The organism is Streptomyces sp. NPDC047706 (assembly GCF_043204795.1).
Classification (GTDB): domain Bacteria; phylum Actinomycetota; class Actinomycetes; order Streptomycetales; family Streptomycetaceae; genus Streptomyces.
The window spans coordinates 1-24,728 of sequence record NZ_JBIDCW010000007.1 but is presented as its reverse complement, the minus strand read 5'-3'; the positions used below and the strand labels follow the sequence as shown (position 1 = coordinate 24,728).

The following is a 24,728-nucleotide window of genomic DNA, read 5'->3' as shown; positions in this document are numbered from 1 at the left end:
GCTCACGCCTCCTCGGCCGCGCGGGCCACCAGCTTGGTCCAGGCGGTCACGACGTGCTCCCCGGCCTCGTCGTGCACCTCGCCGCGGACGTCCAGGATGTCGTTGCCGGCCATCGACTTGACGGCCTCGATGGTCGAGGTGACCGAGAGCCGGTCGCCGGCGCGCACCGGGCGGCTGTAGGCGAACCTCTGGTCGCCGTGCACGACCCGGCTGTAGTCCAGACCGAGCTGCGGGTCGGCGACGACCTCCCCCGCCGCCTTGAAGGTGATCGCGAAGACGAAGGTGGGCGGGGCGATCACGTCGGGGTGACCGAGGGCCTTGGCGGCCTCCGGGTCCGTGTAGGCCGGGTTGGCGTCTCCCACCGCCTCCGCGAACTCACGGATCTTCTCCCGTCCCACCTCATAGGGGTCGGTGGGCGGGTAGCTCCGCCCCACGAAGGACTGGTCGAGCGCCATGGCTCGGCACCTCCTGGTTTCTGCTCTGGTCGACCGGTGAAGGGCGGCCCCTCAAGGGGCTCTGCTCAACGAGCACCGCGGCGGGACAACGGTATAGAAGGCCGCCGCGGCCGATTGCGCTCGGTGGCCACGCCGGCCGAAAGGGTGACCGAAAAAAGCAACGAGGCCGCCCCCCTGAACAGCGGGGGCGGCCTCGTGTTGACGAGTCGTACGAGATGTACCGGCCTGCGTCAGCGCGTTTCGCGGTGCGCGGTGTGCGCGTTGCAACGCGGGCAGTGCTTCTTCATCTCAAGACGGTCCGGGTTGTTACGCCGGTTCTTCTTGGTGATGTAGTTCCGCTCCTTGCACTCCACGCAGGCCAGCGTGATCTTCGGGCGGACGTCGGTGGCAGCCACGTGAGTGCTCCTTGACGAACGGGTAGGTTAATTCAACGCAAGAAAGAGTAGCCGATCGAAGGACCGACCCCGCAATCGGCTACTGTCAGTAGCGGTGACCGGACTTGAACCGGTGACACAGCGATTATGAGCCGCTTGCTCTACCGACTGAGCTACACCGCTGCGATGCGATCGGGCCCCGCCTGGCGGCGGGAACCTCTCACACCAGAGCCCCAAAACGGAATCGAACCGTTGACCTTCTCCTTACCATGGAGACGCTCTGCCGACTGAGCTATTGGGGCGAGCGATGAAGACATTACACGCTCGGCCGCCGTTCACCCAAATCCGTTTCAGCGCCCCCGCCACGCCCCCGTCGCGCACCTCTCAGCAGCCCCGGAGGCCTCCGCGGCACCGCGCTCGACCGGCGGACCACACCGGTACGACTATTGCGCTCCTCCGCGCCACGGGCCGAACGCCGCCATAGGCTCGACTCACTCTGCGTGATCTTGCGTGATGGCACGGCGGTGGGTCATGACCCGCCGGTCCGGACCACGAGCCCCGACCCCGAGCCCGATCCCTGGAGCGCGATGCCCGACAGCCAGCCGCAGCCGCCCCCTTCGTCGTCGTTCCCGCCGGGCTCGGGTCAGGGCGACGTGACCTCCCTGCTGCTGTGCGGCGCACGACTGACCGACGGCCGGACGGTGGACGTCCGGTTGGGCGGCGGGCGCATTGAGGCGGTCGGCACGGCCGGCAGCCTGGGCGGTTCCCGGGGCGGCGCCGGCGGCAGCGGTGGCGGCGGCGACGGCGGCCGGGTGGACCTCGGCGGCTACCTGCTGCTGCCGGCCCCGGCCGAAGCCCACGCCCATGCCGACTCGGCCCTGTCCGCCGACGGTGGCGGCCCGCCCTCGTACGACACCCAGGACGTCCAGCGCCGGGCCACCGAGGCCACACTGCTGCAACTGGGGCACGGGGCGACCGCCCTGCGGGCGCACGTGCGCGTGGGTGACGTTCCGGGGCTGGGCGCGCTGACCGCCGTACTGCGGGCACGGCGGTCGCTGCGCGGGCTCGCGGAGCTGACGACGGTGGCGATGCCGCGGCTGCTGACCGGGGTCGCCGGGGCGGAAGGGCTCGCCATACTGCGGGACGCGGTGAAGATGGGCGCCTCCGTGGTGGGCGGCTGCCCGGATCTCGACCCCGATCCGACGGGCTATGTGGAGGCCGTCCTGGAGGTCGCCTCCGAACAGGGCTGCCCCGTCGACCTGCACACCGACGGCACCGACCCGGCCCGGCTCGCCCGCCTCGCCGCGATGGCCGGCGGCCTGCGCCCCGGCGTGTCGATCGGTCCCTGTGGCGGCCTGGGCGACCTGCCCACCGATGTGGCGTCCCGCACCGCCGACCAGCTGGCGGCCGCGGGCGTGACCGTGGTGTGCCTGCCACAGGGTGGCTGCGCGGGCTCCGACCGGCGCGGGACGGCGCCGGTACGGCTGCTGCGCGCCGCCGGCGTACGCCTCGCCGCCGGCAGCGGCGCCCTGCGGGACCCCTCCAACCCCGTGGGCAGGGGCGACCCCCTCGAGGCCGCCTACCTTCTCGCCTCCCACCACGGCCTGCGCCCCGAGGACGCCTACGACGCCGTGAGCACCTCGGCCCGCGCCGCCCTGGGCCTTCCCGAGGTCCGGGTGGAGGCGGGCTTCCCGGCCGAACTGCTCGCCGTACGCGGCGACCGGCTGGCCGGTGCCCTGTCGCTGGCGTACAGCCGGATCGTGGTGCACCGAGGGCGCGTGGTGGCACGGACGAGCGCGGTACGCGAGTACTGCAACTCGGCCGCGTCCGCGGAGCTGGGGCTGCCCCGGCAGGGGCGGGGGGAGCCGTCGTAGGGGTGTCGCCCGTACGCCCTCGACCACCGCCGCGCCCTTCAGACCACCGCCGCGCGCCATTGGCCACCGCCGTGCGCCTCAGACCACCGCCGTGCGCCTGACCACCGCCGTGCGCCTCAGACCACCGCCGTGCGCCTGACCACCGCCGTGGCCCCTTGGTCACCGCCGTGCCCCCTTGACCCGCTCCGCGGGAGCCGGCCCGGCACGCCCCACGCCACCCGCACCACGCGGCGGTTGCGGCCGTCCGGGCGTACGGTCGGAAGCATGCGCATTGTCATCGCTGGAGGTCATGGACAGATCGCGCTGCGGCTGGAGCGCCTGCTCGCCGCGCGCGGGTACGAGCCGGCGGGCATCATCCGCCGCCCCGAACAGGGCGACGATCTGCGGGAGGCTGGCGCCGAGCCGGTGCTGCTGGACCTGGAGTCGGCCACGGTCGAGCAGGTCGCGGCGCATCTGCAAGGTGCCGACGCGGCGGTGTTCGCCGCCGGCGCCGGCCCCGGCAGCGGGGTGGCGCGCAAGGACACGGTGGACAAGGGCGCGGCGGTGCTGTTCGCGGACGCGGCGGTCCGGGCCGGCGTACGCCGCTTCCTGATCGTCTCGTCCATGGGCGCCGACCCGAACCACCAGGGCGACGAGGTCTTCGACGTCTACCTGCGCGCCAAGGGCGAGGCCGACGCGCACGTCAGCCGCCAGGAGGCGCTGGACTGGACGATCCTGCGCCCCGGCCGGCTGACGGACGACGCCGGCACCGGCCTCGTCCGCCTGGAGGCCCAGACCGGTCGCGGCCCGATTCCGCGCGACGACGTGGCCGCCGTACTCGCCGAACTGCTCGAGACCCCGGCCACCGCCGGCCTCACACTGGAGCTGATCAGCGGATCGGCTCCGGTTTCGGTGGCGGTGAAGTCGGTGGCCGGGAACTGAGTTCGGACGGCTGCGGCCTTCTGCGGCGGGGCGGTCGCCCGGCCCGTCAGGCCGGCGGCGAGGGGGGCGGCCCGGGACCGGCCGGTCCGTCCGGCAGCATGAGGGCCGGACGGTTCACCCTCCTCAGAACAGCCCCGGGACCGGCCGGTCCGGTAGCAGCACGAGGGCCGGGCGGTTCACCGGCCTCAGAACAGCGGCAGCTGTCCGGGGAACTCCGGCACGACGTTACCGTCCAAGGACGGCTGCACAGCCCCCAGTTGCGCCTGGCGACGTGACCCGGGGCACGAGACGAGCCGGCCGCTCCCCCTGGCACCGGGCGGGTCGTGCCGGGCGAACCGTCCCGCGACGACGGCGATCTCCCGACGGCACTCGGGACAGGTCCTGCGGCGGGAGGAGCGGAAGCTCATGGGGCCAGTGTGCCCCGAACACCTCTTCGCACCCAGCACCCAGCACCCGGCACCCGGACACGCGCAGACCCGCGCGGGGGCCGACGCCCGGACCATACCGACAGCTTGAGCCGCCGTCAGCCGGTCCGGCGCCGGCGGTGCCGCCGCCACCGCCATGCCGCCGCCACACCGAACGACGCCGTCAGCAGCGTGACGGCCAGGACGGGCCAGCGGCTGTCCGCGACCCGCAGGTCGGCGAGGACGACCCCCACGACCAGGCCCACAGGAATCAGGAGCGAGACAAGCGCCTTGACCATGGCTGCCGCCATCCCGGGAGCCCCCCTCGTGCTCGGGCGGGGCCGCGCGACCCGCTCACCGAAGTAGAAGACGAGGGCACGGTCCAGAAGACGATCGGTCGCCCGGCTGTACGACCGGCCCACGTACGGCATCCAGACGAGCGGAGCGACCAGACCGACCAGGAACACGACTCCGAGCAGGACGTAACGCCCCGCCGCGACCAGCCATCGCCGCACACCCCCGGCCTTCGCCCCGCCCTTCGGCACGATCAGCCCCAGGACGCGCGCCATCCGCAGGGTCAGCTCGAACAGCGTCGCCGCGCGCCCTCCGCTCGCCCCGGCTTCCACGCCTCGCAGGGCCTTCTTCGCGGCTTTGCCCTGCTCGGCGAGAGCTGCGTCCGCAAGCGCGGTCCGCGCCCGGTCGACGTCCGCGTACACCCCTTGCAGGACGAGGAGTTCGGCACCGCGCACGGCAGCGGTGGGGTCCTGTCCTCCCAGAGCTGTGAGCTCCAGGCAGATACGCGCCTGGCTGAGCAGTGCCGCGCAGAACGCGAACGGCGCCATGATCGTCAGAGGCCCGCCGATGAGGGCCCCTTCGGAGACGACCCTGCGCTTTCCCCGGGTGAGCAGCAGGTCCTGCAGTTCGGCCATCGTGGCGTCGGGGTGCTCCGCCCGCATCAGGGTCACCGAGCGTGCGGCGGCCGGGCCCATCTGCCGGACGGCGTAGGACGCGAGGGTCTCGGGCAGTCGCTGCGGGTCCGCGACCGCTGCCTTCAGCACCGATCGAGTGAGAGCGGCGTCCTGGAGTGCGTCCGCGCCGTCGTCGGGAGTGGGGCGCGGCACGGGTCATCCCACCGCACGGGCGCCAGGCTGCCGCCGTGCGCGACCGGCAGGGCTGCGAACACGGAGCGCGAGAGGGTGGTGCGGCGGCACGAGGGTCCACGTAGACGACATAACCCGTATCTAGCACAAATAGGGCGCACGGACGGTCGGGGTACGGGCCGCCTTTCCCGTCGCATGGGCCCCGGTAGCGAGCGGACCCGTCCGCTCGGATACTGGAAAAGACCCGTCCCCGAGGAGACCCTCATGGCGGACCACGCGGCCATGGAGCGTTGCTGGACGGCCCACACGGACGGTGAGTTCGTGAATCTCGACCTGCGGGCCACGATGAGCACGATGACGGACCATCCGACCGTGCTTCATGTGCCCACCGCCATGGGCGCCAGCGGACGAGGCGAAGTCTCCGACTTCTACGCCCGCTGGTTCATCGGCCACAACCCCGCCGACTTCGCCGTCCGGTCGGTTTCCCGCACCGTCGGGGACGATCGGGTCGTCGACGAGCTGATCGTCTCCTTCACCCACGACAGCGAGGTCCCCTGGATCCTCCCGGGCGTGCGGCCGACCGGCCGGGCGGTGCAGATTCCTCTCGTGGCGATCGTGGCCTTCCGCGACGGCGCCATCGACAGCGAGCACATCTACTGGGACCAGGCGGCCGTACTCGCCCAGACCGGCCTGATCGACCCCGCCCTCACCGCGCGGCTGCCCCTACTGCCGGACCAGGTCACCGCCATCGACACCGGCTCCGGGTTCAACGAACTGGCTCTGCGTTCCGCGTGAAGCATCGTGCGACGAGCAACGAAAACCCCCTCCGACCTGCCGTGATGGCTGATCGGAGGGGGTTTTCCCCAGTGTGGCGGCGCCAGGATTCGAACCTGGGAAGGCTGAGCCGGCAGATTTACAGTCTGCTCCCTTTGGCCGCTCGGGCACACCGCCGGGGTTTACTGCCGATCGAACCGCCTTTCGGCGGCGCTCGCTGGCAACGACGTAAACAATACCCGATACGGAGGGGTGCTTCGCCACCCGATTGATCGCCGCTCGGACGACGGGGGGTGGCTAGTCTTGTGCGGATGCGGCCCCGGGTCCGAGCCGGGCCCGGCCGCCGCCGCGCGTACGCCGCGACGCACCGATTCGCCCTCTGATACAAGGAGCCACACCACATGGCCGACTCCAGTTTCGACATCGTCTCGAAGGTCGAGCGGCAGGAGGTCGACAACGCCCTCAACCAGGCCGCCAAGGAGATCTCGCAGCGCTACGACTTCAAGGGCGTGGGCGCCTCGATCTCGTGGTCCGGTGACAAGATCCTGATGGAGGCGAACTCCGAGGACCGCGTGAAGGCCGTCCTCGACGTCTTCCAGTCCAAGCTGGTCAAGCGGGGAATCTCACTCAAGGCCCTGGACGCGGGTGAGCCCCAGCTCTCCGGCAAGGAGTACAAGATCTTCGCGTCGATCGAGGAGGGCATCTCCCAGGAGAACGCGAAGAAGGTGGCGAAGATCATCCGCGACGAGGGCCCGAAGGGCATCAAGGCCCAGGTTCAGGGTGACGAGCTGCGCGTCACCTCCAAGAGCCGGGACGACCTGCAGGCCGTGATCGCCCTTCTGAAGGGCAAGGACTTCGACTTCGCACTGCAGTTCGTGAACTACCGGTAGTACGACGCCGCGTGCGGCGGGGGCATCGAGAAGGGGCGGGCGCCATGCGAAGGTGGCCCGCCCTTCTCGCCTTCCCGCGGGCGCAACTGCGGGAGCGACGGCCTCGCCGGCGCCACGCAGCCCGCCCCGGCGCGCCTGCTCAGTCGCGGGAGTGGCCGAACAAGAGGCGGTACGCGATCAGCAGGACCAGTGAGCCGCCTATCGCCGCCGCCCAGGTGGCGCCGTCATAGAAGTCCTTGGTGATCGGGTGGTCCAGCCAGCGGGCCGATATCCAGCCGCCGATGAACGCGCCCGCGATGCCGATCACAGTCGTGCCGATGAACCCGCCCGGGTCGCGGCCCGGCAGAAGGATCTTGGCTATGGCTCCGGCCAGCAGCCCCAAGATGATCCAAGCGATGATGCCCATGCCGTGAACCTGCCCTTTCGTGCCAGGTCTGCACCTCCGCCGAGAACCGTGATCTCGGCGATCTCGCCTCGGGCGGATGCAGCCGTGGTCGTGCTGTTCGCGTCTCGCCCTGCCGCGTCTCGCCCTGATCTGTCGCGGCATGCTGTTCTCTGCGGGAGGACGGCCCGGCTGTGCCTCGCGGTTGCACCGGCCGGCGGGATACGGCGCATGCCACACCGCCGGCTTGGGAGCGACGGGTGCGCTTATGTGGCCGGCGCCGGGGCCGTGCGTATGCGGAAGCCGGGCCAGGGCGCCAGATCCAATCCCTCGTTGCTCTCCTCGTACCAGCCCGTGCCCTCGATCCAGGCGTGCAACCAGGCGGTGAGGCCGGGAGCGTCCACGAACCAGGCGTGGCCGGCGTCGTCGGCGTTCGGTTCGAAGAGCAGGACGGGGGTATGCGGGTCGAGGCAGTCCACGCAGGCGTACATCCCACAGCCCCAGTGCGATATCGGCAGCACACCTTCGGGCCAGGGCCACTCCGGGTCCTTGCGGACGCTCTCGCGGTTGGCGAGGTACTGGACGACGGCGGCGGGCTCGTCGGCGGGTGGGCTGTCGAGCAGGGGCAGCAGGCCGTACTCCGGGCCGAAACCGCCGTCTCCTATCCGCATGTAGAGCTGCGCCAGCAGCGGCGGCAGCGGGAATCCGAGTGCGGACTCGGCGTGGGTCACCGTGGCGGGCTCCACGGGCACGGGAAGCGAAGTCCGGCCCCACGGAAGGGTGTCACGGGCCTTGCCCTCCACCCTTGCCAGCAACTGCTCGATCTCGGTCATGGATTCATGATGCAGGCCGGCACCGACAGTCGGGCTGGCCTGTGGACAACTCTGCGGTTGTGGACGACGGTCGGGGCGTCACCTCCCGGGCCGGCGTCACCAACCCGCCACGAACGGTTGGTCCGTGGAGACGATGTCGCGGCCGAAGGGCAGCAGCGACACCGGGATGAGCTTGAAGTTGGCGATGCCGAGCGGAATGCCGATGATCGTGACGCAGAGTGCGAGCCCTGTGACGATGTGGGCGAGGGCCAGCCACCAGCCCGCGAGGATCAGCCACAGGACATTGCCGACGCAGGAGGGGGCTCCGGCGTCGCGACGCTCGACCGTCGTGTACCCGAAGGGCCACAGGGCGTAGACGCCGATGCGGAACGCGGCGATGCCGAACGGGATGCCGATGATGGTGATGCACAACAGCACGCCTGCGAGCAGGTAGCCCAGGAACAGCCAGAAGCCGCTCAGGACGAGCCATATGACGTTGAGGATGGTCTTCATGGGCGACGACCTGCCATCTGTTCGAGGCGAGCGATGCGCTCCGCCATGGGCGGGTGCGTGGAGAACATCTTGGACAGCCCCTGCCCCGGGCGGAAGGGGTTGGCGATCATCATGTGGCTCGCGGTCTCGATCCGCGGCTCGGGGGGCAGCGGAAGCTGCTTGGTGCCGGCCTCCAGCTTGCGCAGGGCGCTGGCGAGGGCGAGCGGGTCGCCGGTGAGCTGGGCGCCGGAGGCGTCTGCCTCGTACTCGCGGGAGCGGCTGATGGCCAGCTGGATGACAGTGGCCGCGAGGGGGCCGAGCAGCATGATCAGCAGCATGCCGAGGATGCCGGGGCCGTCGTCGTCGTCGGAGCGGCCGATCGGGATCAGCCAGGCGAAGTTGACCAGGAACATGATCACGGAGGCCAGGGCGCCGGTGACCGACGAGATGAGGATGTCGCGGTTGTAGACATGGCTCAGCTCGTGTCCGATGACGCCCCGCAGCTCACGCTCGTCCAGGATGCGCAGGATGCCTTCGGTGCAGCACACGGCCGCGTTGCGCGGGTTGCGGCCGGTCGCGAAGGCGTTCGGCGCCTCCGTCGGGGAGATGTACAGGCGGGGCATGGGCTGGCGGGCCTGTGTGGAGAGGTCGCGGACCATGCGATACAGCGCGGGAGCCTCGAACTCGCTCACCGGGCGGGCCCGCATCGCGCGCAGGGCCAGCTTGTCGCTGTTCCAGTAGGCGTAGGCGTTCGTGCCCAGGGCGATCAGAACGGCGACGACGAGACCGGCCCGGCCGAAGAAGCTGCCGATGAGAATGATGAGCGCGGACAGCCCCCCGAGGAGTACTGCGGTCCTGAGCCCGTTGTGCCGGCGGTGCACGGTACGCCCTCCAAGTTGTGCAGCAGGGGAACCCTTTGCCAGTTGATCTTCGGTCCCGCTGGTGCCGTGGTGACACGTCCAGTGGACCCTCCCGATCTGGACAACGCGAGGCGAGGGCAAGCAGTTCCCTGGTACGGGCGGCGGTGCACGTCGGCCGTCCGGGTGAGGGCGCCCGGCCGTCCGGGTGGAGGCCGGGAAAGCCGCTGGTCCGGCCGCTGCGTGAGATGAGCCCCGCGGGGAGAACCGCGCGGTACCCCCGTGGTGACCCCTGGACGGGCTCCGTGAAGAACCCTGCGGTGCCCGTCCGGGAGGCCCCGCGCTGCAACCTGCGAAGAGCCCGCGCCGCCCCTAGAAGAGCCCCGTGTCGGCGAAGCGAAGGATCAGCTGCGGTGCCCCGGACAGACCGATGCCGAGGACGGCGGTCAGCCCGATGGCGGCAGTGAGGGGTGCCGGGACGAGGTGCTTGGCAGGCTCTCCCTCGGGGGCGCGGAACAGCAGGGCCGTCCACTGGAGGTAGTAGTACAGGGCGATCACCACGTTGACGGCCATCACCACGGCAAGCCATCCGAGGCCCGCGTCGACGGCCGCGGAGAAGACGGTGACCTTGGCGAACAGACCGATGATGCCAGGCGGCAGTCCGGCCAGGCAGAGCAGGAAGAAGGCCAGCAGAAGCGCTGTCACCGGGTTCGAGGCGTACAGGCCGCGGTAGTCGCTCACGCGGTTGAGGGACCTCGTACGGCCCACCAGTGCGGCGACCGCGAAGGCGCCCAGGTTCACGGCGGCGTACATGAGCGCGTAGGCGACCGTGGAGCCGATCGAGTGCTCGGGGTTGCCGGAGTACGCGGCGGCGGCGATCGGCACCAGGAGATAGCCGGCCTGTCCGACGGACGACCAGGCGAGCAGGCGGACCGCGCTGTACGCGCGCGTGCTCTGCTGCCGGAGGGCGCCGACGTTGCCGACGGTCATGGTGAGGGCGGCCAGGGCCACCAGTGCCGGGCCCCAGACGTCGGCGTACGACGGGAAGGCGATGACCGTGACGAGAATCAGCCCGGAGAAGCCGACGGCCTTGCCGACCACCGACAGATAGGCCGCGACCGGCAGCGGGGCACCCACATAGGTGTCGGGCACCCAGAAGTGGAAGGGCACCGCGGCCGTCTTGAAGGCGAAGCCGATGAGGGTGAGCGCGACGCCGGTCTGGGCGAGGGTGTGCAGCTGCCCGTCGACGCCCTGGATGCGTTCGGCGATCCGGGTCAGGTAGAGCGTGCCGGTCGCGGCGTACACGAAGCTGATGCCCATGAGGCTGACGGCGGTCGCGGTGACCGACGACAGGAAGAACTTCAGGGCCGCCTCGGAGGACTTCCGGTCGCCGTGCCGGAGGCCGACCAGGGCGAACGCCGGCAGGGAGGCGACCTCCAGGGCGACGATCAGCGTCGCGAGGTCGCGGGAGGCCGGCAGCAGGGCGGCGCCGGCCGCGGAGGAGAGCAGGAGGAACCAGAACTCCCCTTCGGCAAGTCCTCGGCGCGCGTCCTTGAGGGCCGTGACGGACAGCAGCGCCGCCAGGAGCGCGCCACCGAGCACCAGGAACTGGATGACGAGGGTGAACCGGTCCGCCGTGTAGCTGCACACGTCCGCGTCGCCGGTGAGGCAGAAGGTGGACCGGTCCCCGTCCAGGATCGGCAACAGCATCAGCGTGGACACCGCGAGACCAGCGACGGAAACCCATCCGAGGAGCGCCTTCCTGGCGTCCCCGACGAACAGGTCGGCGACCAGGACGGCGAGGGCGGTCACGGCCGCGACGGTGGGCGGCGCGATGGCCAGCCAGTCGACGGACTGGACCACGGACTCGGCCGGCGACTCGGCCAGGGAGCTCATCGGGTGCCTCCTGCGAGGAGCTGCTGCACGGCCGGGTCGGTCAGGCCGAGGAGGGCCTTCGGCCAGAGCCCTGCGACGACGGTGAGGGCGACCAGCGGGGTCCACGCCGCGTACTCGTACGTGTGTACGTCGGCGAGCTTGGGTGCCTCCTGCGGTACGACGCCCATGCAGACCCGGCGGACCACGACGAGCAGGTACGCGGCGGTGAGCAGGGTGCCGAACGCGCCGATCGCCATGAAGGTGAGGAAGGCCGGTCGGCTGAGGCCCGCGGCGGGCTGGAAGGCGCCGAACAACGCCAGCATCTCGCCCCAGAACCCGGCGAGGCCCGGCAGCCCGAGGGAGGCGACGGCGGCGAAGGCGAGCAGGCCGCCGAAGCGTGGGGCCTTGCCGTACAGCGCCGCGCCGGTCGTGTCGGCCAGGGCGTCGAGGTCGGTGGTGCCCGTGCGGTCCTTCAACGCGCCGACCAGGAAGAACAGCAGGCCGGTGATGAGGCCGTGGGCGATGTTGGCGAACAGCGCGCCGTTCACACCGGTCGGAGTCATCGTGGCGATGCCGAGCAGGACGAAGCCCATGTGACCGACGGAGGAGTAGGCGATGAGGCGCTTGAGGTCGCCCTTCGCGCCCTGCTTGGCGAGGGCGAGACAGGCCAGGGATCCGTAGATGATCCCGACGACGGCGAAGGCGGCGAGGTAGGGGGCGAAGGTGCGGAATCCGTCCGGCGCGACCGGCAGCAGAATGCGGACGAACCCGTACGTACCCATCTTCAGCATCACGCCGGCCAGCAGGACCGAGCCGACTGTCGGCGCCGCGGTGTGGGCGTCGGGCAGCCAGCTGTGCAGCGGCCACATCGGCGTCTTGACCGCCAGCCCGATCCCGACCGCCAGAACGGCGATGACCTGCACGGATGTGCTCAGCGACCGGCCGTTGTCAGTGGCGAGTGCCACCATGTCGAATGTGCCCGCCGTGATTCCGGTCAGGAGCAGGCCGAGCAGCATGACCACGGAACCGAGCAGCGTGTAGAGGATGAACTTCCAGGCGGCCTGGGCCCGCCCCTCGCCGCCCCAGCGGGCGATGAGGAAGTACATCGGGATGAGGACCATCTCGAAGGCGAGGAAGAACAGCAGCAGGTCGAGGACGGCGAAGGTGGCGAGGGTGCCGGACTCCAGGACGAGCAGCAGTGCGACGAAGGCCTTCGGGGCCGGGCCCGAAGGCATCTTGAAGTACGAGTAGAGCGCGCAGAGGAAGGTCAGCAGCGCGGTCAGGACGACAAGGGGGAGGGAAATGCCGTCGACGCCGAGGTGGATCCGCACGTCCAGTGCCGGGATCCAGCTGATGTCCGTGCTGGCCTGCATCTTCGAGGGCTGGTCGTGGTCGAAGCCGAGCGCCAGGACGATCGCGGCGATGAGAACCACGCCGGTCACGGTCACGCCGTGCCGCAGCACCGCCTGCTCTGGGGACTTCCCCTTCAACCCGGGCGGGGCGGGCAGAAGAGCCGCGACGGCGCCGAGGAGCGGGCCGACGACGGCGAACGCCAGAAGGAACTGCATCACGGACTCGCTGATATCGATCACGCCTGCTCACGCTCCCGTGGCGACGAGGACGGCGGCGACCACCAGGACGACGGTGCCGGCGAGCAGCGCGCTCACATAGGTCTGCACATTGCCGGTCTGAGCGCGCCGGACGGCGGCGCCGAGCCAGCGGGGCAGGGCGCCCGCCCCGCGTACGTAGGTGTCGACGACCTCGCGGTCGAGGAACCGCACCAGACTGGCGCCGCCCTGGACCGGGCGGACGAACAGCGCCGAGTACACGGCGTCGAGGTGGAAGCCGACGGCGGCGTGCCCGTGCAGCGGGCCGAGCAGCAGGCGTCCGGGATCCGCCGGGTCGGGTGCGTGCGCCACGTCGCCGTAGGCGGGTTCGTGGGTGGCGATGGCCTCGGCCTCGACCTGCCCGGCGTCGCCCTCCGGGTGGGCGGCGACCGCACCGAGCGGGACACGGGCCGCGCGTGCGCCGGTGTGCCGCCAGGCGGCGTAGGTGAGCAGGCCGCCGGTCAGTGCCAGGCCCGTGCCCAGGACGGACGTGGTGAGGGTCGGGGTCAGTTCACCGCCGTCGAACCAGCCGGGCAGCGACTGGTACGCCAGTCCGCCCAGGGCCAGGGCCGGGGCGGCGAGCACCCACAGCACCACGGTCATCGTCAGCGGCTGCCTGCCGTGGTCCGGTACCTCGGGGCCGTGGCCGCGGAAGGCGAGCAGCCACAGGCGCATCGCGTAGGCGGCGGTGAGGAGGGCCGTGACCAGTCCGGCGACGAGCACGATCCAGCCGGCGGCGCCGGGCACGTGCGCGGTGTGCCCGGTGGTGACGTGCTCGGCGGCGCCGAGGACGGACTCCTTGGAGAAGAAGCCGCTGAAGGGCGGGATGGCGGCGAGCGCGAGGAGCGCGACGGTCATCGTCCAGTAGGCGTCCGGGACGCGGTCGCGCAGGCCGCCCATGCGGGACATGGCTGCCAGCGAGTTGGTGCCGGCGGCGTGGATGATCACGCCCGCCGCGAGGAACAGCAGCGCCTTGAAGGCGCCGTGGGACAGGAGGTGGAAGACGGCGGCGCCGCGGTCACCGACGGCCAGCGCGCCGGTCATGTAGCCGAGCTGGCCGATCGTCGAGTAGGCGAGGACACGCTTGATGTCGTCCTGGGCGAGCGCGGCGATGCCCGAACCGGCCATGGTGACGGCGGCCATGACGGCCAGGACGACCATCGCGGCCGCGGAGGCCTGGAAGACGGGAAGGAGACGGGCGACGAAGTAGACACCGGCGGCGACCATCGTCGCGGCGTGGATCAGCGCGGAGACCGGCGTGGGGCCCGCCATCGCGTCGGGGAGCCAGGTGTGCAGCGGGAACTGCGCCGACTTGCCCGCCACGCCGGCGAGGAGCAGCAGGGCGATCACCGTGGGGTGGTCGAGCCCCCCGCTCGCGACCGCGCCGAGCACTCCTGTGATGCGGAAGGACCCGGCGTCCACGGCGAGCGCGAACAGGCCGATCAGGAAGGGGACGTCACCGAGCTTGGTGACGAGGAAGGCCTTGATCGAGGCGGCGCGGGCCTCCGGCGTCTCCCAGTAGTGCCCGACCAGGAAGTAGGAGCAGATGCCCATGACCTCCCAGCCGACCAGCAGCACCATCAGGTCGCCCGAGTAGACGACGAGGAGCATCGCGGAGGTGAACAGGGAGACGAGCGCGGCGTACGAGGGATAGCGCGGGTCGTCCTGCAGATAGCCCGTCGAGTAGATCTGCACGCAGAGCGCGACGAACACCACCAGGACGGCGACGAGGGCGGCGAAGCCGTCGATGTACAGGGCGAGTTCGATGGGGATCGAGCCGGTCGGCGTGAGCTCGGTGGCGGAGGTGATGGCCTCGTCGCCGCTCTGGCGCACGGCGACCAGCACGGCGAGGACGAGCGAGGCGAGCGTCGGCAGGACGGCGATGGGGCGGACGAACCCGGGAGCCGTGCGCCCCAGGAACAGCCCGGCGGCCGCGCCGAGGAACGGAAGGAGAGGAACGAGGTAAGCGAGGGTGGTCGTCGTCACGCGGCGGCCTCGGCCTTCTCGGCATCCGGCTCGGCCGCGCCGGCCTCGCCGTGGGGTCCGTCGTTCTCTTGGCCCTCGGCGGTGTCGCGGAGCTTGTCGATGTCCGAGGTGCCGCGACTGCGGTGGACGGCGAGGACGATCGCGAGGCCGATACCGATCTCGGCTGCCGCGATGGCGATGGTGAACAGGGTCAGGGCCTGGCCGGAGTGCAGGGTCTCCTGTGCGGTGCTGCTGAGCCAGACGTCGAAGGCGACGAGGTTGAGGTTGACGGCGTTGAGCATCAGCTCGACCGACATCAGGACCAGGATCGCGTTGCGGCGGGCCAGGACGCCGTACAGGCCGGTGCAGAAGAGGAGGGCGGAGAGTACGGCGGGGTAGGCGAGGTGCATCAGCGGGCACCGCCCTCGTCGCTCCGGTTGCCGGGGGCCGAGGGGCCGTTCGGAGCGCCGGCTGCCGCCGCGTCGGCCTTCGCCTTGCGGGACAGGACGATCGCGCCGACCAGCGCGGCGAGGAGGAGCACGGAGAGGGCCTCGAAGGGGAGGACCCAGTTCTGGAAGAGGGCCGCGCCGGTGTCCTTGGTGGAGCCGACGGGGGCGTCGTCCAGGTCGATCCAGGTCGTGCGGAAGGCGTCGACGACGACCCAGATCAGGGCGGCGGCCGCGGCGACGGCCACGGTGAGGGCGGCCCAGCGGTTGCCGGAGTCGGCGTCCGGGGAGCGGCCGATGGGGGCCCTTGTGAGCATCAGACCGAACAGGAGGAGGACGACGACGGAACCGACGTAGATCAGCACCTGCACCCAGGCGATGAACTCGGCGGTGAGCAGGAGGTACTCGACGGCGAGGCCGCCGAGCGTGACCACCAGCCACAGGGCGGCGTGCACCAGCTGCCGGGTGGTGACCGTGACGATCGCGGAGCCGAAGCTCACCACGCCGACGAGCAGGAAGGCGATCTCGACGCCGGTCGGGGACAGGAATCCGTGCTGGGTCGCGGCGAGGGTCACGAGGCTCCTCCCTGGGGGTCGGTCGGCTCGGCGCTTTCCGGACCGGCGGGCCGCGCGCCCTGCGGGCGGGACGGCCCGGCCGGCTCGGTGCGCACGCTGGGCTCCGGGGTGGGCGCGGCCTGAGCTGTGGCGGCCAGCTTCTCGGCGGTCTTGCGGGCGGCTGCGATCTCCTTCGGTTCCTCCGCGCCCGGGTCGAGGGCCGGTGGGGCGGGCACCGTCCACATCCACTCGCGGAGCTTGTCGCGCTCGTGGGTGAGGTCACGGATGTCGGTCTCGGCGTACTCGAACTCCGGGGACCAGAACAGGGCGTCGAAGGGGCAGACCTCGATGCAGATACCGCAGTACATGCACAGGGAGAAGTCGATGGCGAAACGGTCGAGGACGTTACGGCTGCGCTCGCGGCCGCCGGGGGCGGCGGGGGGCACCGTCTCCTTGTGGGAGTCGATGTAGATGCACCAGTCCGGGCACTCCCGGGCGCACAGCATGCAGACCGTGCAGTTCTCCTCGAACAGGCCGATCACGCCGCGGGTACGCGGCGGGAGGTCGGGCTGGACGTCCGGGTACTGCTCAGTGACGGTTTTCTTGGTCATCGTGCGCAGGGTGACGGCCAGACCCTTGGCGAGGCCGCTGCCGGGAAAGCGTGGCCGGGTGGGCGGGAGGGACTCTGCCATGGCTACTGGTTCACCACCTTGACGATGCCGGTGAGGGCGATCTGGGCGAGGGAAAGGGGGACGAGGAGGGTCCAGGAAAGCTTCTGGAGCTGGTCCTCGCGCAGCCGCGGGTAGGTGACGCGCAGCCAGATCACGAGGAACGCGAGGGCGGCCGCCTTGAGCAGCGTCCAGACCCAGCCGAGGCCGTCGGCGCCCCAGGGGCCGTGCCACCCGCCCAGGAAGAGGACGGTGGTCAGGCCGCACAGAACGACGATGCCTGCGTACTCGGCGAGGAGGAACAAGGCGAAGCGCAGACCCGTGTACTCGGTGTACGCACCGAAGATGATCTCCGAGTCGGCGACCGGCATGTCGAACGGGGGGCGCTGGAGCTCCGCGAGCCCCGCGACGAAGAAGACGATCGCGCCGACGATCTGCCAGGGCAGCCACCACCACTCGAAGGCGTCGAGGATGCCGGTGAGGGAGACCGTGCCCGCCGCCATCGCCACGGAGGCAGCGGTGAGGAGCATCGGGAGTTCGTAGGCGAGCAGCTGGGCGGCGGTGCGCAGGCCGCCGAGGAGGGAGTACTTGTTGGCGCTGGCCCAGCCGGCCATGAGCGAGCCCAGGACGCCGACACCCATGACGGCGAGCACGAAGAAGATGCCCGCGTCGATCAGCACCCCCACCGCGCCCTCGCCGGGGCCGATGGGGATGGCGAGCAGGACCAGCAGGTACGGCAGGAGCGCCACGGCAGGGGCGAGCTGGAAGATACGGCGGTCCGCGCCCGCCGGTACCACGTCCTCCTTCTGCGCGAACTTCACGCCGTCCGCGACGAGCTGGGCCCAGCCGTGGAAGCCGCCGGCGTACATGGGGCCGAGGCGGCCCTGCATGTGGGCCATCACCTTGTGCTCGGTCTGGCCGATGATCAAGGGGAAGGTGAGGAAGACGACGAAGAAGATCAGGAGTCGCAGAGCGACGTCGAGCACGTCGTTCACTGTCGGCCTCCTGGGGGGTCCTCGGGGGTGGGGGTGGAGGGTGGGGGGTCGTCGGGTGCGGATTCCTCCGGGTCGGATTCCTTTGAGTCGGAGTCCTTGGGGGCGGGGGGCGTCGGGGCCGGGGGCTTCGGGGAGTCCTGCGGCTCCGGGGAGGGCTGGGACGCCGGGGAGGGCTGGGACGCCGGGGAGTCCTGCGGCTCCGGGGAGGGCTGGGACGCCGGGGAGTCCTGCGGCTGAGGAGGGTTGCGTGGCTCCGGAGCGCCTTGTGGCTGAGCAGGGTGCCGCGGCTCCGGAGAATCCTTCGGCTCCTGAAGATTGTGTGGCTCCTGGGACTCCTGGGGGCCAGCGGCCCGTCCAGGATCTGCCTTCGGACCGGGTGCGGGCTCCGCGCGTCCCGGCGCATCGCCGTCCTCGGGGGCCGGCTCGTCGAAGGCAGGGCGGGCGTGGTGCCAAGGGGCGTCGGAGCTGCGCGGGGTGGCCGGGCGGGTGGGCTTCTCCGTCCCCTGTTCACGGGCGGCGCGCTGCGAGGCCGAGCCCTGTGATGCGCTGCGGGCACGCCGAGGGCGCGGGCCGGCAGGAGCCGCCGTATCGTCAGAAGCTACAGCTCCCGTAACTGTCCCTGCCTCGGGCCCTTCGACAGCACCCGTACGTGCGGCCTCCGGTCCCTCGACAGCACCCGTACCTGCCCCGGCCTCCGCCCCCTCGACAGCACCCGTACCTGCCCCGGCCTCCGCCCCCTCGACAGCACCCGTACCTGCCCCGGTCTCCGGTCGCTCCGCAGCTTCCGTCACGTTCGCGGGCCGCGCCTCCTGCGGGACGTCCTCCGTGCCTTGCGCCGCAGCCTCAGCGCCCTCCTCGCGACGCTCCCCGCGCTGGGAGGCCGAGCCCTGGCTCGCGCTTCGGGTCCGACGAGGAGTCGTGGGCGCTGCTGCGGGGGTTTCGGCGGAGTCCGCCGCGCGTTGCGAGGCCGATCCCGCGCTCGCGCTGCGGGCGCGGCGGGGGCCGGCCGTGGGCGGCGCCGGAGTTTCGGTCGGCGTGCCGGCGGCAGCCGGCTGGCCGGCGGAGCCCTCCGCCGTGGTGCGGGTCCGGCGCGCGGGGCGGTCGCCTGCGGCGCGGGCGGTGCCGCGGGCCGGGCGGGCGGGGGCCGGGGGGAGTTGGCCCTTGAGGGGGCCCCATTCGTTGGGATCGGGGACGCCCGGCGGGAGCATCTGGCGGCGCCGGGGGCCACCGTGCTCGGACTCGCCGGGCTCCTTCGCGCCGGGCCATGCCTTGGCGACCCGGGCGGCGAGAACGAAGTCCTTACGGAGAGGGTGGCCTTGGAAGGTGTCCGGCAGCAGGAGGTGGTCCAGCGCGGGATGACCCTGGAAGACGACGCCGAACATCTCGTGCGTCTCACGCTCGTGCCAGGCCGCGCCCGCGTACACGTCGACCGCGGAGGCGAGGACCGGAGCGTCGTACGGGACGGTGGTGCGCATCAACAGGCGGCGTACGGGGGCAAGGGCGACCAGGTGGGCGGCCACGCGAAAGCCCGTGCCCGGTTCGTCGACCGCGCTCAGCCAGTCGAAATAAGTGCAGCCGAGCTCGTCGCGGGCGGTGCGCAGGGCGGCCGTCCAGGACGCGGGGGGCACGTCCACGGTCAGCTGCCCGTAGGACTCCTCGGCCGTGGCATCCGTACCGAAGAGGTTCTCGGCGGGGGCGGGAAGCCAGCCGACGGCGCCGTTCATCGGGCCTCCCCCGTGCCGGTACCGCCGGTGGCCGGCGGTCGGACCAGGCCACTGCGCAGGGCCGCCGCCGACGGCCGGGCGGCACCGTACCGCTCCCCCAGCGACTCTCGGGCGATCTTCTCCTGCAGCTTGAGGATGCCCTGGAGCAGCGCCTCGGGACGGGGCGGGCAGCCGGGGACGTAGACGTCGACGGGGATGATCTGGTCGACACCCTTGGTGACGGAGTACGAGTCCCAGTAGGGGCCGCCGCAGTTGGAGCAGGCGCCGAACGAGATGACGTACTTCGGCTCGGGCATCTGTTCGTAGAGACGTTTGATGGCAGGCGCCATCTTGTCGGTGACCGTGCCGGACACGACCATCAGGTCGGCCTGGCGGGGGCCCGGCGCGAACGGGATCACGCCCAGGCGGATGAAGTCGTGGCGGGCCATCGACGCGGCGATGAATTCGATGGCGCAGCAGGCGAGGCCGAAGTTGAAGACCCAGAGCGAGTAGCGGCGGCCCCAGTTCAGGACGACCTTCATGGGCTCGGGGGCGAGGCGCGCGAGGGCGCCGAGGCGCTTCGGCTCCGGGAGCAGGACGGGCTCAGCGACGGGCCCGGCCTGTCCCGCGTCCACCGGCGGCACCGAAGGAGTCGTTTCTGGCGTCACGTCCATGCCAGGACACCCTTCTTGTATGCGTAGAGCAGGCCCACGGCAAGGAAGCCGAGGAAGATGAACATCTCGACGAGCGTCGTCGCTCCGTACCCGGGCTGGGCGAAGACCGTGGCCCAGGGGAACAGGAAGATCGAGTCGATCGCGAAGATGACGTAGAGGAACGCGTAGACGTAGTAGCGGACCTGAGTGTGGGCCCAGCCCTCCCCGACGGGGTCCACACCGCACTCGTAGGTCAGAAGCTTCTCGGGGGTGGGCGCGACGGGGCGCAGCAGCCGGCCCGCGCCGAAGGCGATGGCCACGAACAGCACGCCGACGGCGGCGAGCAGTCCGACGACCGAGTAGGACTGGAAGTAGTCCGCCGCGATGACTGCGGTCGGTCCGACGGTCGGTTCCCGCACGTCCGTCCCCTCGCTCCCCTGGCCTCGACCCTGACGACTGTTCGGGCGGCCTTCCGGCCCGGCGACGTCATGCCGCCGTTCGACGATCTGTACGCAACGTGAGTCTAGGGCCTGTTAAAGAAGCGGTAAGCAGCCCATCACGCCTCGCGGGGCAGGGGTGGGGTTTTCCCCAGCGGAACGTGGCGGTGCACCTCATGGCGCGGTCGCGCGCCGCCGGGCACGCTGGCCCATGTGACCGAACAATTCCCGCCCGGAAGCGCGGCGGCGGCCGACCGGGAGACGGACCGTCTGCCGCGGCCCCGCCTTGCCTACGACACCCACACCTGGAAGGAGATCGCACATCTCCTGGCGAACCTGCCGATGGCCCTGGTGGGCTTCGTCTACGTCGTCACCGTGCTGTCCACCGGTGTCTTCCTGACCGTCACGGTGGTCGGCTTCCCGCTGCTCGCCGCGGGTCTGCTGGGTGCCCGGCAGCTCGGCCGGCTGGAGCGGGCACGGGCGAGGAAGCTGCTCGGGGTCCACGTGGAGGAGCCGAGCCGTATGCCTGTGCGTGCCGCGGGCGGGCTCCTCCCAACGCTGTGGATGGCGCTGAAGGATCCGGTGGGCTGGCGGACCGCCCTGTACGACTTCATTCGGCTGCCGTGGGGCATCCTCACCTTCACTCTCACGCTGACCTCACTGTTCGTGCTGTGGCCGGTACTGCCGTTCATCGCGCGCGGGCTGGCAAATGCGGACCGGGCGATGGTGCGCGGGCTGCTGTCGCCCTCCGACGAGTTGGAGCGGCGGATCGCCGAGCTGGAGTCCGACCGGGGGGTCGTGGTCGACACGGCCGCCGCGGACCTGAGGCGCATCGAGCGCGACCTGCACGACGGGGCGCAGGCCCGCCTGGTCAACCTGGCGATGGGCCTCGGCCTGGCCAAGGAGAAGCTCCTCGAAGACCCCGTCTACGCGGCGGCGATGGTCGAGGAGGCGCACGGCGAGGTGAAGCTGGCCCTTCAGGAACTGCGGGACCTGGCCCGCGGCATCCACCCGGCGGTGCTGACCGACCGCGGCCTGGACGCCGCCCTCTCCTCGGTCGCCTCGCGCTGCACGGTGCCGGTGAAGGTGACCGTCGACCTGGAGGCCAGGCCGGCCGAGGCCATCGAGGGCATCGCCTACTTCACCGTCTCGGAGCTGCTGCAGAACGTCAGCAAGCACAGCGCCGCGAAGTCCGCGTCCGTCGACGTGTGGCGCGCCGAGGAGCGGCTCCTGATACAGGTCGCCGACGACGGCCGGGGCGGTGCCGACCTCGACGGCGGCACGGGAATGCGCGGTCTGGCGGAGCGCCTCGGCGCCGTCGACGGCCTGTTCGTCATCGACTCCCCGGCGGGCGGCCCCTCGGTCATCACCGCGGAACTGCCGTGGCGGGACCGCCGGGTCTGAGCTTCTGAGAGTGCTCGGGGTTCTGAGAGTTCTCAGGGTTCTCGGCGCTGTCAGGGTTCTCGGCCTCCAGGGGTTCTCGGCCTTCTCGGGGCTCTCACGGTTCCCGGCTTCGCACGCTTCTCGGGGTAGGGAAAACCCCCGTTCAAGATGCCGACGGCCTCCATGGTCCGTGGCCCCCGCACACAGCAGGCTGAAGCTACGACAGCGCTTCCACCCGACACCACACACCCCAGACACCACAGGCACCACAGGCACCACAGACACCACAGACACGCAAGAGCACCGCTAGGGCTAGCACCGCGAACACCAACGGGCACCGCGGACACAGGCCGGCCAGACCGGCGAGACCGGAGACCGGCCAGACCGGCCACGAACACAGCAGACGCTGCAGACCACGAAGAACGGGGACCAAGCCAATGGCCACGGAGTACGGGCACGGCTACGGACACCGGAACGGGACGTCCGACCGGGGTACGCGGGGAACCGCCGGACGGCGGCCCAGGCTGCCGGCCGGGCTGCGGGCGCCGTTCGAGGGCCGCACCTGGCGTGAGCTCGCCTATGTGCTGCTCAGCCTGCCGATCAGCGTGCTGATGTTCACGTACGCCGTGACGATGGTCGCGCTCGGCGCGGGCCTGCTGGTGACGTTCCTGGGGATACCGGTGCTGGCGGCGGGGCTGGCCGGCTGCCGTGGGCTCGGCGCGCTGGAGCGGGCGCGGGCGCGCGGGTTGCTCGGGCTCGACGTGGCCGCCCCGGAGCCGCTGCGGCCGCGCGAGAGCGGCCTGATGGGGTGGGTCGGCGCGGTCCTCAAGAGCGGCACGTCCTGGCGACACCTGCTGTACTCGGTGCTGCACTTCCCGTGGGCCGTCTTCTCCTTCGTCGTCGCGGTGAACTTCTGGGCGTACGGCTGGGCGCTGCTGACCTACCCGGTCTGGTACTGGGTCTTCCCCATGTACGGCGGCCAGGACGGGCTGCAGCTGTACGGCGACGAGACGCACCAGATCTACCTCGACAACCCGTTCGAGATCACGGTGACGGCGCTGGTGGGCCTGCTGTTCACACTGGCCACGCCGTGGATCGTGCGGGCGCTGACCCTGGTGGACCGGCTGCTGGTGCACGGGCTGCTCGGGCCGTCGCGGCTGGCGACGCGGGTGGTGGAGCTGGAGTCGGACCGCGGGGTCGTGGTCGACACCGCCGCCGCGGACCTGCGGCGCATCGAACGCGATCTGCACGACGGGGCGCAGGCCCGTCTGGTGGCGCTCGCGATGGATCTGGGCCTGGCGAAGGAGAAGCTGGCCGAGGACCCGCGGGCGGCGGCGCGCATGGTGGACGAGGCACACGGCGAGGTGAAGACGGCCTTGCAGGAGCTGCGGGACCTCGCGCGCGGCATCCACCCGGCGGTCCTGACCGACCGGGGCCTGGACGCCGCCCTCTCCTCGGTCGCCTCACGATGCGCGGTGCCGGTGCAGGTGGACGTGGACCTGGCGTCCCGTCCGGCGCCGGCGACAGAGGGGATCGCGTATTTCACGGTCTCCGAGCTGCTGCAGAACATCAGCAAGCACGCGCGGGCGACCTCGGCGACGGTGGACGTCTGGCGGTCGGAGGACCGGCTGATGCTGCAGGTCACGGACAACGGCGTGGGCGGGGCAGGGGCCGGTGCGGGCGGCGGTTCCGGGCTGGCCGGGCTCGCCGAGCGGCTGGACGCGGTGGACGGCATATTGGTGGTCGACTCCCCGGTGGGCGGCCCCACCCGGGTCACCGCGGAACTGCCCTGGCGGGGCTGAGCCGCCGACGACCTGACAACCAGGCTCCCCGCACCCACCCCACCCTCTTCCAAAACCTGGAATGCTTGACGGGTCTTTGGGGCGAAGTCGAGCAAACGGGGGGCCGATGATCGTGGAGGACAGGGTGCGGGTGGTCATCGCCGAGGATTCGGTGCTGCTGAGGGAGGGCCTGACCCGGCTCCTCACCGATCGGGGGCACGACGTCGTCGCCGGTGTGGGTGACGCGGCGGCGCTGATCAAGACCATCACCGAGCTGGACGCAGAGGGCGGCCTGCCCGATGTCGTGGTCGCCGACGTGCGGATGCCGCCGACGCACACGGACGAGGGCGTCAGAGCGGCGGTGCAGCTGCGGAAGGCCCATCCGGGGCTCGGCGTGCTGGTGCTGTCACAGTACGTGGAGGAGCGGTACGCCACCGAACTGCTGGCCGGTTCCAGCCGCGGCGTCGGGTACCTGCTGAAGGACCGTGTGGCCGAGGTGCGGGAGTTCGTGGACGCGGTCGTGCGGGTGGCCGAGGGGGGTACGGCCCTCGACCCGGAGGTCGTGGCGCAGTTGCTCGGCCGCAGCCGCAAGCAGGACGTACTCGCCGGGCTGACGCCCAGGGAGCGGGAGGTCCTGGGCCTGATGGCCGAGGGCCGGACCAACTCCGCCGTCGCCAAGCAGCTGGTGGTCAGTGACGGGGCGGTCGAGAAGCACGTCAGCAACATCTTCCTCAAGCTGGGGCTGTCCCCCAGCGAGGGAGATCACCGCCGGGTCCTCGCCGTGCTGACCTATCTGAATTCCTGAGTTCCAGAGGTCATGAGTTCTCGAAGTACTCGAAGTACTCGAAGTTCTGGATCTGGAAGTTCTGGAGGTTCTGGAAGTTTCTACCGGCTCCAGAGGTTGTAGAAGTTCTAAAGTTGTAGAAGTTCTAGAACGCCTCGAAGTTCTGGAAGCCGTCCGGCCCGCTTGCCTCTTCCCCACACCGCTCGGTGCGTCCGAACGGGAGGGGCGGAGGGCTACTCGGGCAGGTAGTCATCATGCAAATGGCCGAGGGATGGCGAGCCGTGCAGTCGTAGGGTTGGTCCTGGGAGGACCCTGTGGGGTCGGTCCCGACAGCCGCCTCGAAGGAGGTCCAGTTCAGTGACGAGCCAGGTCAGTAGCCCAGCGGAGCACGCCGACGGAGCGGTCGTGGGAGAGCAGCGCAAAGCGGCCGGCGTCAAGGACGTCCGCCGTCTGGAGCGGGTGATCATCAGGTTCGCGGGGGACTCGGGTGACGGTATGCAGCTCACCGGTGACCGTTTCACCTCGGAGACCGCGTCGTTCGG

At 71.0% G+C, this 24,728-nt stretch carries 26 protein-coding genes and 3 tRNA genes; 8 read left to right on the top strand and 21 right to left on the bottom strand.

The window, feature by feature from the left end; all coding sequences use genetic code 11:
• Positions 1-2 precede the first annotated feature (2 nt).
• From ACGF8A_RS10360 to ACGF8A_RS10345, 4 genes are all read right to left on the bottom strand, one after another.
• Positions 3-455, bottom strand: a complete 453-nt coding sequence (locus ACGF8A_RS10360; RefSeq protein WP_393106304.1) for a MaoC family dehydratase N-terminal domain-containing protein — start codon at positions 453-455, stop codon at positions 3-5.
• 230 nt (positions 456-685) lie between these two features.
• Entirely contained in the window at positions 686-850 is a 165-nt protein-coding gene (gene rpmG, locus ACGF8A_RS10355; RefSeq protein WP_003948671.1) for a 50S ribosomal protein L33, read from the bottom strand.
• Between the two features lie 89 nt (positions 851-939).
• A tRNA-Met gene (locus tag ACGF8A_RS10350) sits at positions 940-1,012 on the bottom strand.
• A gap of 46 nt (positions 1,013-1,058) precedes the next feature.
• Positions 1,059-1,131, bottom strand: a tRNA-Thr gene (locus ACGF8A_RS10345).
• A gap of 285 nt (positions 1,132-1,416) precedes the next feature.
• Between ACGF8A_RS10345 and ACGF8A_RS10340 the strand changes: the two genes are divergently transcribed.
• Both ACGF8A_RS10340 and ACGF8A_RS10335 read left to right on the top strand, forming a co-directional pair.
• Positions 1,417-2,703, top strand: a complete 1,287-nt coding sequence (locus tag ACGF8A_RS10340) for an amidohydrolase family protein (protein WP_393106302.1) — start codon at positions 1,417-1,419, stop codon at positions 2,701-2,703.
• Positions 2,704-2,967: 264 nt separating this feature from the next.
• Positions 2,968-3,624, top strand: coding sequence for an SDR family oxidoreductase (locus ACGF8A_RS10335; RefSeq protein ID WP_393106300.1), 657 nt, complete (start codon positions 2,968-2,970; stop codon positions 3,622-3,624).
• Between the two features lie 185 nt (positions 3,625-3,809).
• On the opposite strand, the gene ACGF8A_RS10330 is transcribed toward ACGF8A_RS10335, so the two are convergent.
• Both ACGF8A_RS10330 and ACGF8A_RS10325 read right to left on the bottom strand, forming a co-directional pair.
• Complete coding sequence (locus ACGF8A_RS10330; protein WP_393106298.1) at positions 3,810-4,031, bottom strand: hypothetical protein; 222 nt, start codon at positions 4,029-4,031, stop codon at positions 3,810-3,812.
• A 116-nt stretch (positions 4,032-4,147) separates the two neighbouring features.
• Positions 4,148-5,149, bottom strand: a complete 1,002-nt coding sequence (locus tag ACGF8A_RS10325) for a hypothetical protein (RefSeq protein WP_393106296.1) — start codon at positions 5,147-5,149, stop codon at positions 4,148-4,150.
• Between the two features lie 243 nt (positions 5,150-5,392).
• On the opposite strand from ACGF8A_RS10325, the gene ACGF8A_RS10320 reads away from it, so the two are divergent.
• A complete protein-coding gene (locus ACGF8A_RS10320; RefSeq protein ID WP_393106294.1) occupies positions 5,393-5,923 on the top strand; it encodes a nuclear transport factor 2 family protein in 531 nt (176 codons plus the stop codon).
• Positions 5,924-5,997: 74 nt separating this feature from the next.
• Here ACGF8A_RS10320 and ACGF8A_RS10315 read toward each other — a convergent pair.
• Positions 5,998-6,079: transfer RNA gene (locus tag ACGF8A_RS10315), tRNA-Tyr, on the bottom strand.
• Positions 6,080-6,303: 224 nt separating this feature from the next.
• Between ACGF8A_RS10315 and ACGF8A_RS10310 the strand changes: the two genes are divergently transcribed.
• The gene (locus ACGF8A_RS10310) at positions 6,304-6,792 is read left to right on the top strand and encodes a YajQ family cyclic di-GMP-binding protein (RefSeq protein ID WP_393106292.1); all 489 of its coding nucleotides are present in this window, start codon (positions 6,304-6,306) and stop codon (positions 6,790-6,792) included.
• A gap of 139 nt (positions 6,793-6,931) precedes the next feature.
• Here ACGF8A_RS10310 and ACGF8A_RS10305 read toward each other — a convergent pair whose 3' ends face one another.
• The 14 genes from ACGF8A_RS10305 to ACGF8A_RS10240 all read right to left on the bottom strand — a co-directional run bounded on the left by ACGF8A_RS10305 (position 6,932) and on the right by ACGF8A_RS10240 (position 20,220).
• Positions 6,932-7,198: a GlsB/YeaQ/YmgE family stress response membrane protein gene (locus ACGF8A_RS10305; RefSeq protein WP_393106290.1), complete on the bottom strand. Its 267-nt coding sequence runs from the start codon at positions 7,196-7,198 to the stop codon at positions 6,932-6,934.
• Positions 7,199-7,440: 242 nt separating this feature from the next.
• On the bottom strand, positions 7,441-8,007 hold the full coding sequence (locus ACGF8A_RS10300; protein WP_393106288.1) for an SMI1/KNR4 family protein: 567 nt from the start codon (positions 8,005-8,007) through the stop codon (positions 7,441-7,443).
• A 96-nt stretch (positions 8,008-8,103) separates the two neighbouring features.
• Complete coding sequence (locus tag ACGF8A_RS10295; protein ID WP_393106286.1) at positions 8,104-8,499, bottom strand: YccF domain-containing protein; 396 nt, start codon at positions 8,497-8,499, stop codon at positions 8,104-8,106.
• The gene (htpX, locus tag ACGF8A_RS10290) at positions 8,496-9,359 is read right to left on the bottom strand and encodes a zinc metalloprotease HtpX (RefSeq protein WP_393106284.1); all 864 of its coding nucleotides are present in this window, start codon (positions 9,357-9,359) and stop codon (positions 8,496-8,498) included. The genes ACGF8A_RS10295 and htpX overlap by 4 nt, the downstream gene beginning before the upstream one ends.
• A gap of 348 nt (positions 9,360-9,707) precedes the next feature.
• Complete coding sequence (locus tag ACGF8A_RS10285; RefSeq protein ID WP_393106282.1) at positions 9,708-11,231, bottom strand: NADH-quinone oxidoreductase subunit N; 1,524 nt, start codon at positions 11,229-11,231, stop codon at positions 9,708-9,710.
• Complete coding sequence (locus ACGF8A_RS10280) at positions 11,228-12,802, bottom strand: NuoM family protein (protein WP_393106280.1); 1,575 nt, start codon at positions 12,800-12,802, stop codon at positions 11,228-11,230. The genes ACGF8A_RS10285 and ACGF8A_RS10280 overlap by 4 nt, the downstream gene beginning before the upstream one ends.
• A 6-nt stretch (positions 12,803-12,808) precedes the next feature.
• Positions 12,809-14,803, bottom strand: coding sequence for an NADH-quinone oxidoreductase subunit L (locus ACGF8A_RS10275; protein WP_393106278.1), 1,995 nt, complete (start codon positions 14,801-14,803; stop codon positions 12,809-12,811).
• Positions 14,800-15,192: an NADH-quinone oxidoreductase subunit NuoK gene (nuoK, locus tag ACGF8A_RS10270; RefSeq protein ID WP_393106277.1), complete on the bottom strand. Its 393-nt coding sequence runs from the start codon at positions 15,190-15,192 to the stop codon at positions 14,800-14,802. The genes ACGF8A_RS10275 and nuoK overlap by 4 nt, the downstream gene beginning before the upstream one ends.
• A complete protein-coding gene (locus ACGF8A_RS10265) occupies positions 15,192-15,803 on the bottom strand; it encodes an NADH-quinone oxidoreductase subunit J (protein ID WP_393106276.1) in 612 nt (203 codons plus the stop codon). The genes nuoK and ACGF8A_RS10265 overlap by 1 nt, the downstream gene beginning before the upstream one ends.
• Entirely contained in the window at positions 15,800-16,474 is a 675-nt protein-coding gene (locus ACGF8A_RS10260) for a NuoI/complex I 23 kDa subunit family protein (protein WP_393106275.1), read from the bottom strand. Before ACGF8A_RS10260 ends, ACGF8A_RS10265 begins: the two co-directional genes overlap by 4 nt.
• Before the next feature lie 2 nt (positions 16,475-16,476).
• Positions 16,477-17,445 (bottom strand): NADH-quinone oxidoreductase subunit H, encoded by a 969-nt coding sequence (locus ACGF8A_RS10255; protein WP_393106273.1) that lies wholly within the window; start codon positions 17,443-17,445, stop codon positions 16,477-16,479.
• Positions 17,442-19,169, bottom strand: coding sequence for an NADH-quinone oxidoreductase subunit C (locus tag ACGF8A_RS10250; protein WP_393106271.1), 1,728 nt, complete (start codon positions 19,167-19,169; stop codon positions 17,442-17,444). Before ACGF8A_RS10250 ends, ACGF8A_RS10255 begins: the two co-directional genes overlap by 4 nt.
• Entirely contained in the window at positions 19,166-19,822 is a 657-nt protein-coding gene (locus tag ACGF8A_RS10245; protein WP_393106269.1) for an NADH-quinone oxidoreductase subunit B, read from the bottom strand. The genes ACGF8A_RS10250 and ACGF8A_RS10245 overlap by 4 nt, the downstream gene beginning before the upstream one ends.
• Entirely contained in the window at positions 19,813-20,220 is a 408-nt protein-coding gene (locus tag ACGF8A_RS10240; RefSeq protein WP_393106267.1) for an NADH-quinone oxidoreductase subunit A, read from the bottom strand. Before ACGF8A_RS10240 ends, ACGF8A_RS10245 begins: the two co-directional genes overlap by 10 nt.
• A 231-nt stretch (positions 20,221-20,451) precedes the next feature.
• Between ACGF8A_RS10240 and ACGF8A_RS10235 the strand changes: the two genes are divergently transcribed.
• From ACGF8A_RS10235 to ACGF8A_RS10220, 4 genes are all read left to right on the top strand, one after another.
• A complete protein-coding gene (locus ACGF8A_RS10235; RefSeq protein ID WP_393106265.1) occupies positions 20,452-21,642 on the top strand; it encodes a sensor histidine kinase in 1,191 nt (396 codons plus the stop codon).
• Positions 21,643-22,058: 416 nt separating this feature from the next.
• Complete coding sequence (locus ACGF8A_RS10230) at positions 22,059-23,423, top strand: sensor histidine kinase (RefSeq protein WP_393106263.1); 1,365 nt, start codon at positions 22,059-22,061, stop codon at positions 23,421-23,423.
• A gap of 106 nt (positions 23,424-23,529) precedes the next feature.
• Positions 23,530-24,207 carry a LuxR C-terminal-related transcriptional regulator gene (locus ACGF8A_RS10225; protein ID WP_393106261.1) on the top strand — a complete coding sequence of 226 codons (678 nt, stop codon included), beginning with the start codon at positions 23,530-23,532 and terminating at the stop codon, positions 24,205-24,207.
• Between the two features lie 336 nt (positions 24,208-24,543).
• Positions 24,544-24,728 (top strand): hypothetical protein (locus ACGF8A_RS10220; protein WP_393106259.1); only part of this gene is annotated, 185 nt, incomplete at its 3' end.